This is a genomic window from Acinetobacter sp. BWR-L5 (assembly GCF_039655985.1).
Taxonomy (GTDB): Bacteria; Pseudomonadota; Gammaproteobacteria; order Pseudomonadales; family Moraxellaceae; genus Acinetobacter; species Acinetobacter johnsonii.
In genome coordinates this window covers 135,037-147,329 of the sequence record NZ_JAGFEV010000005.1, presented here as the reverse complement: position 1 = coordinate 147,329, position 12,293 = coordinate 135,037, and the positions used below count along the sequence as shown (strand labels likewise).

At 41.0% G+C, this 12,293-nt stretch carries 10 protein-coding genes; all 10 read right to left on the bottom strand.

The annotated features are described in order from the left end of the window. Positions 1–10 precede the first annotated feature (10 nt). The gene (gene rpsF, locus JZ787_RS10570) at positions 11–397 is read right to left on the bottom strand and encodes a 30S ribosomal protein S6 (RefSeq protein WP_004696436.1); all 387 of its coding nucleotides are present in this window, start codon (positions 395–397) and stop codon (positions 11–13) included. A 144-nt stretch (positions 398–541) separates the two neighbouring features. Beyond that, a complete protein-coding gene (locus JZ787_RS10565; protein ID WP_346312264.1) occupies positions 542–1,297 on the bottom strand; it encodes a DUF3142 domain-containing protein in 756 nt (251 codons plus the stop codon). A 7-nt stretch (positions 1,298–1,304) separates the two neighbouring features. Continuing rightward, positions 1,305–3,419, bottom strand: coding sequence for a hypothetical protein (locus JZ787_RS10560; protein WP_346312263.1), 2,115 nt, complete (start codon positions 3,417–3,419; stop codon positions 1,305–1,307). A 105-nt stretch (positions 3,420–3,524) separates the two neighbouring features. Further along, positions 3,525–4,403 carry a heme o synthase gene (gene cyoE, locus JZ787_RS10555; protein ID WP_005400682.1) on the bottom strand — a complete coding sequence of 293 codons (879 nt, stop codon included), beginning with the start codon at positions 4,401–4,403 and terminating at the stop codon, positions 3,525–3,527. Between the two features lie 10 nt (positions 4,404–4,413). Further along, positions 4,414–4,743: a cytochrome o ubiquinol oxidase subunit IV gene (locus tag JZ787_RS10550; protein ID WP_026056475.1), complete on the bottom strand. Its 330-nt coding sequence runs from the start codon at positions 4,741–4,743 to the stop codon at positions 4,414–4,416. Then, positions 4,740–5,360 carry a cytochrome o ubiquinol oxidase subunit III gene (gene cyoC, locus JZ787_RS10545; RefSeq protein ID WP_004696446.1) on the bottom strand — a complete coding sequence of 207 codons (621 nt, stop codon included), beginning with the start codon at positions 5,358–5,360 and terminating at the stop codon, positions 4,740–4,742. Before cyoC ends, JZ787_RS10550 begins: the two co-directional genes overlap by 4 nt. Before the next feature lie 4 nt (positions 5,361–5,364). Further along, the gene (gene cyoB, locus JZ787_RS10540; protein ID WP_218288322.1) at positions 5,365–7,353 is read right to left on the bottom strand and encodes a cytochrome o ubiquinol oxidase subunit I; all 1,989 of its coding nucleotides are present in this window, start codon (positions 7,351–7,353) and stop codon (positions 5,365–5,367) included. Between the two features lie 3 nt (positions 7,354–7,356). After that, positions 7,357–8,430: a ubiquinol oxidase subunit II gene (gene cyoA / locus JZ787_RS10535; RefSeq protein ID WP_004696450.1), complete on the bottom strand. Its 1,074-nt coding sequence runs from the start codon at positions 8,428–8,430 to the stop codon at positions 7,357–7,359. A 301-nt stretch (positions 8,431–8,731) separates the two neighbouring features. Continuing rightward, the gene (locus JZ787_RS10530; RefSeq protein WP_346312262.1) at positions 8,732–9,499 is read right to left on the bottom strand and encodes an RDD family protein; all 768 of its coding nucleotides are present in this window, start codon (positions 9,497–9,499) and stop codon (positions 8,732–8,734) included. Between the two features lie 340 nt (positions 9,500–9,839). Continuing rightward, positions 9,840–12,218 carry a phosphoenolpyruvate synthase gene (ppsA, locus tag JZ787_RS10525; RefSeq protein ID WP_004982030.1) on the bottom strand — a complete coding sequence of 793 codons (2,379 nt, stop codon included), beginning with the start codon at positions 12,216–12,218 and terminating at the stop codon, positions 9,840–9,842. Positions 12,219–12,293: the final 75 nt, after the last annotated feature.

Genomic DNA, 12,293 nt, shown 5'->3' with positions numbered 1-12,293 from the left:
GATGTTCTCCTTATGCTTCAGCAGAGTCTTGAGCTTGTTGTGCTTCTTCACGTTGAGCTTTACGCGCACGTTTTTCTTCAGCACTCTTAGCCAATAGTGACTCTTCAGTGATAGCGTTCTCACGACGGATGATAAGGCTACGAATAATTGCATCGTTGTAACGGAACAATTCTTCTAACTCATCAAGAGTAGTTTGACCACACTCAACATTCATAAGAATGTAGTGAGCTTTGTGGATCTTGTTGATTGGGTAAGCCAATTGACGACGGCCCCAGTCTTCAAGACGGTGAATTTGACCTTCAGCTTCTTTGATGTGAGTTAGGTAGCGTTCTACCATACCAACGACTTGATCGCTTTGATCAGGGTGTACTAAAAGTACGATTTCGTAATGACGCATTGTCAGCTCCTTACGGTTTAAACAGCCCCTAACAAAAAAGTTGTTAGAAGCAAGGAGTCACAACCTAGGTTGTGTCGCATTAGATGCGAAGGGGGAATTTTAGAGACTTTGCGCGCCAAATTCAAGAACTTCTCTTAAAAAGCCCTAATTATTTTGAGGTTTTGAGCGCAAAAGGAAGACGACATAGCCTTTAAAGTTTGTATCATTTTCAAGCTTTGATGGTCTATGCCACTGACCATGTTGAACAATGCCAATTTTGTAAGGCAGTTTCAGTGCTGAAACTTTTTTTAAATAAGCTGCATAGTTGGGGAGGGTGGTTGAACCTTGATAAGTTTGAATGACCAACTCGTCGATGGTCTTATTCAGGAGGTTTAAAGTCTCCTGATTTGTCACATTGGTCCAGTCCATTAAACCCGTGATACTGAGTTGATAGTGCTGCGGTAATTGTTTTCTTAATTGACTTAAGAATAGGGCATATTGGTGAATATGTCTGGTTTTGGCATCGAAATCAATTTGTATGCCTTGAATATGATTCCCTACATTTTCCCATTGCTGAATACGTTTTAGAATGTGTGCAAGTTCTTGGCCCTGCCAGTCTAGATGATAATTACGAAAAACCAGCCACACCTTTTGCTGAGGAATCGTTAAAACGCTTACGCCTTGCGGTATGAGCTTAGAGTGATGTGTTTGGGAGTCTAAACGGATTTCACCTTGTAAAACATAAATTTCTTTAGCCGCTTTGAGGTAAGGGGCAGATGAAATATTGCCCCAAATCCAAAACACACCATAGTCTTCGGCATTTACCGAACCAGATGTTGAAGCTGACTGACTCGGCTGACAGGCCATGATGCTCAGCATACAGATCAACGTTATAACAACTGAAAAAATCTGCTTCAACATATACGTTTTACCAGTAATACTTTAAAGATTGTGCCCAAGAGGTACTTGGATAGTCACGTTTAATGTGGTCGAACCATTGTTTACGAGTGGATTTTTCAACCTCTGCATCCTGACAGTCATTCATCCCGCTTGGTGAATAACACATGATTGAGCGATAAAGAGCATATGCTTTTAAATCTGGTACAGAACTGGATTTGATGATGTCTTTATACACTTGGCCACGGGTAAAAATTGCACCTTGGAAGCTAGCAGTTTCTTTTTCTAAAGCGGTGACATAGCTTATGTTGTAGCCTTGAGTCGAGCGTGCATATTCGCCCAAACAAAGTTGGAGTTTTGAATCTTGAGGTGAATTTTCAAGTTTTTGAGTCAGGCTGAATAAATCAGGGCATTGAATCTGTGGCGTGATTTTTGTTCCTGTCCAAATGAAATCACTGAAAGGTGGTTGGTTTTTATAATTTTTATATGTTTCTGAGTCATATTTATACTTCGCGGCATCTTGTGGTAGCAGTACAAAGGCTTGATTAAACAGTTTAAAGTTCTGATGTACCAATGACTTTTGCAAAGTTTTATATAAAGCTAAATTTTTTTGATCTGTATTTGATGCTTTGCTCTGTACAATTTGCATTAAGTTTTTTTCATTGGCTTGATTTTCAATAAAGCTTTTTTGCAATGAAGCTTGTTTGATTTTAGCATTTGAACCGATGAATAGGTTTGCACTTTGCTGTTGAGCATAATGTGGATACAACATCAGCTCAAATAAGCCACGTTGTTCAACTTCTTTCGAGTGACTAAGCCAACCTTCCCAGTATTGCTGTGCATTTTGAGTTTGTCCGAGTTTTTCTAAAATACGACCTTTTAACAATATTTGACTGAGTTGAAGGTAACTATCGATTGAATTAGAGGAATGTTCTGGCAAATATTTTAAAGCTTCGGCTGGTTTGTTCTGCACAAAGAATAAGTGATTGGCTTGTAGGTAGTGGAATAGTTCTGGCTGACTCTTAAATAGTGTTTTTTGGTTGTTGAGTTCAGACCAGCTTAAGACTTTATCTTCTGCTGATGTTGCCTGACGCATTTGCATTAAATCTGAAATGGTCAGAAAGAAGGGATCTTTTAGGTTTTTTGCATTGAATGAGCGGCTTTGAAATACATGGCGATCCATTTCAAAGGCTAGATTATCGAGCTCTAAATTATAGTATTTGGAATCGGGATGATTGATTTGCCATGCGAGTTCGTTGGTCAGGAGTTCGGTATTTCCACTCAGCCAATAACAACGACGTAGTAAGCCGCGTGCACTTGCCGCATATTTTCCCTCAGGAAAGCGTTTGAAGTAGGTAGTAATATGCTCATAGGTATTTTTGAGTAAAGTCTGATCTACTTTATCGGTTGTTAAGTCGCCATATTTACCGACACCTGACTGATAGCTTTCATTGAGGCTGCTACGGATCAACATATATTGTGATGTTTCTTTGATCCAAGGCTGATCAACCGTAGTTAAAACTGAGTAAATTTTAGTAGCTATGGAAAAGTTACTGTTGTAAAAGGCAATGGTAGCATTTAAATAAGACGCATACTGACGTGCTTGTAGAGACCAGTTTGGATTGACTTGGATGAGAGCAAGATCACGGTCACAGGCCGAGATATTTTGTCTTTCTTGAATCAGTAAATCTTTTTCCGTTTTGCTGAGATTTTTGTCAGCTCTCACCTGCTGGGTAAATTGATCTGCACCATTGTCTAGACTGCTGCAATGTTCTTGGTAGGGTGTTTTTTCATTGCTCGGTTTTAATCGGGCATTCGGTCGTTTATTGGTTACGCTTTCAAACAATGTTTTAGCTGCAAATGGTACGTTGCTATATTCAGTTTCCCAAAGCGGACCATTTGGCTGATTAAAATTCAATTTGGCCAAGCCCATGTCGCTCAGAAGTAAAAGCATATTGGTTTGATTGTCATTGGCGGGCGTGAGCGCAGGCAAATTGTCACAGGCTGTATACGCATTGGTTTGAATGTTGGTCGATGGATAGCAAGTAACATCAAAACCAGAAAAACTGTGCGTGCTATAAGCAAGAGTGATAGGGAATAGACTAATAAAAATAGATTTTTTAAAAAATTGTGATGGAATTTTCATTACAGAGCATGAGTTATTGTTGTGTCTGCTATGGTAACAATTTAAAGACTAGACTTAAATATTGAATAAGTTGAAATAAAAAAAGATAGAGAGAACTCTATCTTTTTAAAACAGAGGCAAATGTGGCGCAGGTGAGACATAGCTAAAACTAAAACTAAAACTTAATGCAGTAATTAAAATTACTGAATATAAGAAATAGCGTTTTGCCCAAACCTGATCATTTTCAGCTTTAAAACCAATGATTGATAAATATACCCAATAAGCACAAAGTGCGTTAAAGGTGATAAGAAAAAACATATTGGTATAGCCAAAACAATACAAACCATTTAACACCGCAGCAAATAGCAAGACATAAATCAAGCTTTCAACTTTCGTGCGGAAAATTGAACGTGCTACAGGTAAAATTGGAATGCCTGCATTTTTATAGTCGTCAAAGCGGTATACCGCAATTCCCCATGAATGAGGCATTTGCCAAAGTGCATATGCTAAAAAAAGCAACAATGCGGCAACATCAAATTCATTGGTCACAGCTGTATAGCCGATCACTGGTGGACTAGCACCAGAAATACTTCCAATCACGGTTTGGTGAATGGATGTGCGTTTGCTCCATAGACTATAAAAAACCACATAAACCACAAAACCAAGTACAGCAAAGCCAAAGGCATAAGCATTAACAAAGAACCAGAGTAGGGCGAAACCTAATATTCCAAGCGCAGCAGAAAATGCCAAAGCAACGGAAGGACTGATGGTTTTTTTAACTAATGCACGGTTCATCGTCCGTTCCATCTTTTGATCAATATCTTGATCAATGACGTTATTGACGACACAGCCAGAAGCAACAACCAGTGTTGTACCGAGTAGGGTGATGAGAAGGAGGAGGAAATCTACAGACCCCTGAGCGGCTAAAAAGAAGCCGCCCAGAGTGGTAACGAAGTTACCAAAGAGAATTCCTGGTTTAGTCAGGAATAAATACTTTTTCAACATGACGATCAGTTTAGATCATCATGTTGTAGTGTAAGTAGTTCATAATCCATACAGAGCCGACTAGAAGTACAGCAATACAAAGTACTGTATAGATAAATGCAATCACGTTCCAACGTTGCTCTGAAGATGAGTTCATGTGCAAGAAGTAAACTAATTGAACTAGAACCTGAGCAACCGCTGTAATTGCGATAACGGCCATAACAATACCGCGGCCAAAACCACCAGCCATTACCATACCGAATGGAATTACGGTCAGGATAACTGAAAGGATAAAGCCGATCGTGTATTGCTTGGTGTTACCGTGTGAAGCACCAGCTGAGTTATGATCGTGACTCATTATAGAACTCCCATTAAGTAAACTACGCTGAATACACAGATCCAAACGATGTCAAGGAAGTGCCAGAACAAGCTTAGGCAAGCAAGACGACGAGTGTTTGGAAGAGTCAAACCATTTTTCTTGATCTGAATCATCAAAATGATCATCCATACCAAACCTGAAGTTACGTGAATACCGTGCGTACCTACTAAAGTAAAGAACGACGATAAAAACGCACTTACGCTTGGACCGTGGCCAGCATGAACTAAGTGATTAAACTCATATAGTTCCATACCGATGAATGAAGCACCGAATAACCAAGTGATCGCTAACCAAGTTAAAACTTGGTTGACGTTCTTTTTGTATGCAGCAAGAACCGCAAAACCAAAAGTTACAGAAGAGATCAAGAGAGCGAAAGTTTCAGTTAAAACGAAACCTAAAGACTCACCGAATAATTCTTTTGCACTTGGTGTGCCCATAGGCACATGGCTACTTAAAACAGCGAATGCAATGAAGAGTGTACCGAATAGAATCAAGTCACTCATCAAATAAGTCCAAAAACCAAAGACGGTGATGTCAGTATCATCGTGGTGATGATGCTCATCATGTCCGTGGTTTTCGTGATGAAGTACGTCAGCCATTGTCTTAGTCCTTCTTCAAATGTTTTTCAAGAATCGCGTAACGTTCATTTTCAATACGCTCAACTTCAGCAGCAGGAACATAGTAGTCCACTTTCTTCGTAAACGAAGACGCGATGAAGCTGATAATAGCAGCGATGAACATCACAACAACTAACCACCAGATATGCCAGATTAAACCAAAGCCCATAACAGTAATGAACATGGCAATCACAATACCAGCAGCACGATTCGTTGGCATATGAATGTCTTCGTATGAAGTAGGTTTCGCATATGCTACGCCATTCTCTTTGTCATTCCAGAACGTATCAATACCATTGATTGTTGGAAGGTGAGCAAAGTTGTAGAACGGAGCAGGAGACGAAGTCGCCCATTCAAGTGTACGACCATCCCATGGATCGCCTGTAAGGTCGAGGTTGTCGTTGCGTTGTAAGTAACCAACAACAATCTGCATAACGAAACATGCAATACCAATCGCGACTAACACAGAACCGAAGAATGCAATAGCAATGTACGGATCCCATTCAGGGTTGTCATATGTATTCAAACGACGAGTCATACCCATGAAACCAAGGATATAAAGTGGCATGAATGCAAAGTAGAAACCGAAGAACCAGAACCAGAACGCAGCTTTACCCCATGCTTCATTGAGCTTCCAACCAAACATTTTCGGCCAGTAGAAAATGATGCCGGCAAACATACCAAACACCACACCACCGATAATTACGTTATGGAAGTGAGCAATCAAGAACAATGAGTTGTGTACAAGGAAGTCCGCAGGTGGAACCGCCATTAATACACCAGTTAAACCGCCAATACCGAATGTTACAAGGAAGCCAAGCGTCCATAACATAGGAGTAGTGAAGGTGATACGACCCTTATACATTGTGAATAACCAAGAGAAGATTTTCACACCTGTAGGAATCGCAATAACCATGGTCATGATACCGAAGAACGCATTCACGTTCGCACCAGCACCCATGGTGAAGAAGTGGTGAAGCCATACTACGAACGCAAGTACTGTGATCGCAATTGTTGCATACACCATTGATTTGTAACCGAACAACGTTTTACGAGAGAACGTTGAAACAACTTCAGAGTAAATACCAAATGCTGGTAATACTAAGATGTAAACTTCTGGGTGACCCCATGTCCAAATCAAGTTTACATACAACATTGGGCTACCACCCATGTCATTTGTAAAGAAGTGGAAACCGAAGTAACGGTCAAGCGTTAACATCGCAATTGTTGCTGTTAACACTGGGAACGACGCAATGATCAATACCGCAGTACACAAAGATGTCCAAGTAAAGATCGGCATGTCCATAAGTGACATACCAGGCGCGCGCATTTTAATGATGGTAACGAAGAAGTTAACACCTGTTAATAGCGTACCTAAACCTGAAATCTGAAGTGCCCAGATATAGTAGTCCACACCCACGCCTGGAGAGTATTCGATACCTGAAAGAGGAGGATAAGCCATCCAACCTGTTGCAGCGAATTCACCAATTGCAAGAGATGCCATCATTAAGCCTGCAGCACCAGCAAATAGCCAGAAGCTTAGAGAGTTTAATAATGGGAAGGCAACGTCACGTGCACCAATTTGAAGTGGTACAGAGATGTTCATTAAGCCAACAACTAGACCCATTGCTACGAAGAAGATCATGATTACACCGTGTGCGGTGAAGATCTGATCGTAGTGTTCTGGGTGTAAATAACCTTCACCGCCACCTTTTGCAAGGAACAGTTGAAGACGCATCATGATCGCATCGGCGAAACCACGCAAAAGCATGATGATCGATACGAAAAGATACATGATACCAATTTTTTTATGGTCGACTGATGTGAACCATTCGTTCCACAAGTAGCCCCATTTTTTAAAGTAGGTAATACCAGCAACAACTGCGATACCACCTAAGATCATCATTGCAACTGTGACCAGTACAATTGGATCGTGCGGAATAACGTCCGGACCTAACTTACCTAAGAAGCTCATGTCTTATTCCCCTACAACTGATGAAGCAGGTTCAACAGCGGCATGTGCTTCAGATGAAGCAGCCCCGTGAGCACCCGCAGTCGCTGAGTGATCAGCACCGTGATAGTTGCTCATATATTTGCTGATGACTGACTTAAACAAGCCTTCCTCTACAGAAGAGTAGTAAGTCACAGGGTGTGGCTTAGTTGGATAAGGCTTCATTGCCTCAGCAGCAGCCTTCTCTTCAGGAGTTTTTGCTTTTGAAATCAAAACTTCAATTTGGTGTTTACCACGGTTACCGTCACGTAAAGACTCAAATTCAGCTTGATCTAAAATTGTTTTTTGTACAGCTTTAGGATTAATGCTTGTACCGTTACCTGCTTTAACTGCAGCAACCCATTCAGCGAATTGAGCGTCAGTTACAGAGTGAGCACGGAAGCGCATTTGCGAGAAGCCGTAGCCTGAATAGTTCGAAGAGAAACCGCGGTAGCCTTCAGCTGGGCTAGTTCCATCTGCTAACAAATTCAAGTGCGTTTGCATGCCTGCCATTGCATAAATTTGACCACCTAACGCAGGGATGAAGAAAGAGTTCATCGTGAAGTTAGAGGTAATTTTAAGTGCAACTGGAGTTTTTTCAGGGAAACGAATTTCGTTAACCGTCGCAATGTTAAGATCAGGGTAAATGAAGATCCATTTAAACTGTTCTGCAATGACTTGAATATTTACAGGTGCTTTATCAGATTCGAGTGGGCGGTAAGGGTCATACTTGTGTGAACCCCACCAAGTTAACCAAGCCAGAATACCAATAATAATGACAGGAATACCCCAAACTACAATTTCAATTGCAGTAGAGTGTGCCCATGTAGGTTTATAGTCTGCATCTTTATTCGACGCGCGATATTTCCAACCAAACCATAATGCCATTACGACTGATGGAATAACCACCAATAGCATTAAATAGATCGCAGTCATCATTAAGTCAGATTGACCTTGTGCAACTGGACCTTTTGAGTTTAGAAGTACCATATCACCACCACACCCAGTTAAGAGCGCGGCAATCGCAGATAAAGACAATACAGCTAAAATCGTTTGTCTCATTTTACAACCTCGGTGAAGAGTCCCATTCCCTAATAAAATTGGGATAGCGATTAAAGTGTCGCATGATTGAAAAGTTTCTTTTTAAGTCTAAAAACACTTCTCAATCATAAGACACCGCTACGTTGTAGGGCATTATGCCTCATATCGACAAACTAAGCTATACGTAAAGATGCTTTAAATGACTGTTATAAAAACCGATTTTTTCACTCGGAATTTTATAATTTATTTATGGATTTATTTTGAATATCAATAAACTGCGGAAAACTGAGGGACGCCAAACCTCAGCTTAAATATGGTCGAATTACTGCTTAATGACCTTGGTTTTCGCCAGCTTATCGTGCAAAGTTTGACGCTTTGCACTTAAACCAAAGACGTGATCGATGATGGTAATAAACGGCATGAACAGCATATTGAGCACAATAAAGACAACACTGCGCAATGTGAATACACGCAAAAGACTGACTTTTTCGTTGGTTTCAACGTCTACAATTTTAATTTTGGTGAGTTTTTTACCAATACTTTGACCACTTTTTGCTAAGAAAAAGGCCTGAATACCCAGCATAATCAGTATGTAAATTCCCATGGTGGTCCATGCTTCAGTAGGAATCAAACTAAACAGTTGTGCTTGCAGTTCACTGGCCTGAGTTGCTGTGGTGGCCGCTTGCATTTTTTGCTGAATTTCAGTTAGTTCACCAAATTTATCTGCTTGTAAAAAGAACGAGGGGATAGCAGCGGCAGGGAGCCAAAGAAGTAAATCAATGACTTTGGCTAAGACACGTGTGCCTATTGATGCAAGTTCAGGTTGAGCAACTTTCGCCGCTGTACGGTTTGGTTGTGAAAATTGATTTGGCGTATGCATTGGCTCAGGAATAGGGGGCTGAGGTTGATAACCTACAGGTTCATACGCCAGTTTTCCTTGGGTGAGTTCACCTAAAGCTTTCCATTCAGGCATACCCTGATGCCAAACTAAATCCGTCAATAAAACTTGTTGGCTTGCGAGCATCTGATTCAACTGCTCTAAGGTATATGGACCGGCTTGTTGATTATTTCGTGCCAAGTAAATCTGCATATAAACTTAATCTCAAAATATAAATTGGGATATTCAAATAATAAATGTATTTGTTTCAGATGAAAAACAAATAAAAAATCTATGATAAAACATGCGGATAGTCTAGAGAATTTCAAGCTGAAATTAACAAAACTACACAAAATGCAGGACAGTGTAGCAAGGATTATGCTGCTTCTTCTAGCTTTATCGCAATGCGATCTTTTCTCAATCAAGATGATGCTGCATGAGTGCCAGACTTAGTCTAAATTTTTGTATCAATATGCTTGTTTTAATGCGGATGCGTTAAAAGAGTAGATATAAAAAAAGACCCATGAAAGGGTCTTTTTTTCGCATCAAAGAGTTAAGCTTTTTGAACTTTTTCTTCTGCAAGGAAGAACCAAGTGTCTAATACTGAGTCAGGGTTAAGTGATACAGATTCGATACCTTGTTCCATAAGCCATTGCGCAAGATCTGGGTGATCTGATGGGCCTTGACCACAGATACCCACATATTTACCTGCTTTACGGCATGCATGAATTGCCATAGAAAGAAGCGCTTTTACAGCTGGATCACGTTCATCAAATAGGTGAGATACAATACCAGAGTCACGGTCTAGACCAAGTGTTAACTGGGTTAAGTCGTTTGAACCGATAGAGAAGCCATCGAAGTGTTCAAGGAACTGTTCAGCCAATAATGCGTTTGTTGGTAACTCACACATCATGATCACTTTTAGACCATTTTCACCACGTTTCAAACCATTTAACGCCAATAATTCAATTACACGTTTCGCTTCATGTACAGTACGTACGAAAGGAATCATGATTTGAATATTGGTTAAGCCCATTTCGTCACGTGCTTTTTTCAACGCGCGGCATTCTAATTCGAAACAGTCACGGAAGTTGTCAGACACATAACGGCTTGCACCACGGAAGCCCAACATTGGGTTTTCTTCTTCAGGTTCGTATAACTTACCACCGATCAAGTTTGCATATTCATTTGACTTAAAGTCAGACATACGAACGATCACAGGTTTGTCTGCAAATGCTGCAGCAAGGGTAGAAATACCTTCAACCAGTTTTTCAACATAGAATTCGATTGGAGATGCATAACCCGCAGTACGTGCCATTACCGCAGCACGTGTTTCACGTGGCAAGCTGTCAATGTTCAACAATGCTTTAGGGTGGACACCGATCATACGGTTAATGATGAACTCAAGACGTGCAAGGCCAATCCCTTCATTTGGAATTTGTGCAAAGTCAAATGCGCGGTCAGGGTTACCGACATTCATCATTACTTTGAACGGAAGCTCTGGCATAGATTCGATTGAATTGGTTTGAATCTCGAAATCTAAAGAACCTTCGTAGATGAAACCTGTATCACCTTCTGCACATGAAACAGTTACTTCTTGGCCGTCTACTAGAACTTCAGTTGCATTACCACAACCGACAATTGCTGGAACACCCAGTTCACGTGCAATAATCGCTGCGTGACAAGTACGACCACCACGGTTAGTGACAATTGCAGCGGCACGTTTCATCACTGGTTCCCAGTCTGGGTCAGTCATGTCAGAAACCAGTACGTCACCGTCTTGTACTTTGTCCATTTCTTTAATAGACGTAACAATGCGTACTTTACCAGAACCGATACGTTGACCGATTGAACGGCCTTCACAAATCACTGTGCCTTTTTGCTTCAAAAGGTAGCGTTCCATGGTACCGACGTTTTCACGGCTCTTCACTGTTTCAGGGCGCGCTTGAACGATATAAATTTGACCGTCATCGCCATCTTTTGCCCACTCGATGTCCATTGGAGAACCATAATGGTTTTCAATGATCAGCGCTTGTTTTGCAAGTTCTTGTAGTTCGTGGTCGTTTAATGCGAATTGTTGACGCTCTTGTTTTTCAACATCAACCACAACAACTGATTTACCTGCAGATGCTTCTTCGCCATAAATCATTTTTTGGTGTTTAGAACCCAGATTACGACGGAGGACAGCGTGCTTGCCTGCATTTAAAAGAGGTTTAGAAAGGTAGAATTCGTCAGGGTTTACAGCACCTTGAACAACCATTTCACCCAAACCATAAGATGCAGTGATAAACACTACGTCACGGAAACCTGATTCAGTGTCGAGTGTAAACATTACACCTGCTGCACCAGTTTCAGAGCGAACCATACGCTGAATACCAGCAGATAAAGCCACAACATCATGCGCAAAGTTTTGGTGTACGCGGTAAGAGATTGCACGGTCGTTATACAGTGATGCAAATACTTCTTTGATCGCGATCAATACGTTGTCGATACCGCGAATGTTTAAGAAGGTTTCTTGTTGGCCTGCAAAAGATGCATCTGGTAAATCTTCTGCTGTCGCAGAAGAACGAACGGCAACCGCGATGTCTGGGTTGCCGTTTGAAAGCTCTGCAAATGCTTTACGAACTTCTTGTTCGAGTTCTGCCGTCAGTGGAGTATCTACAATCCATTGGCGAATTTTCGCGCCTGTTTCAGCAAGAGCATTTACATCATCAACATTGAGGACTTTTAACTCTGCATTGATTTTAGCGTTTAGGCCACTTTGCTCGAGAAATTCACGATATGCTTGAGCTGTAGTAGCAAAGCCACCTGGTACAGATACACCTGCATTTGATAGGTGGCTGATCATTTCACCTAAAGATGAGTTTTTCCCACCTACAAGTTCAACGTCGTGTTTCCCTAATTTTTCTAGACCAATTACGCGCGCTTCCAAAGTTGTTACTCCACTTTTGCAGTATTTAATCACTATCTTGGCATCAGATTATAACAAATCTACTTAGCTTTTTGA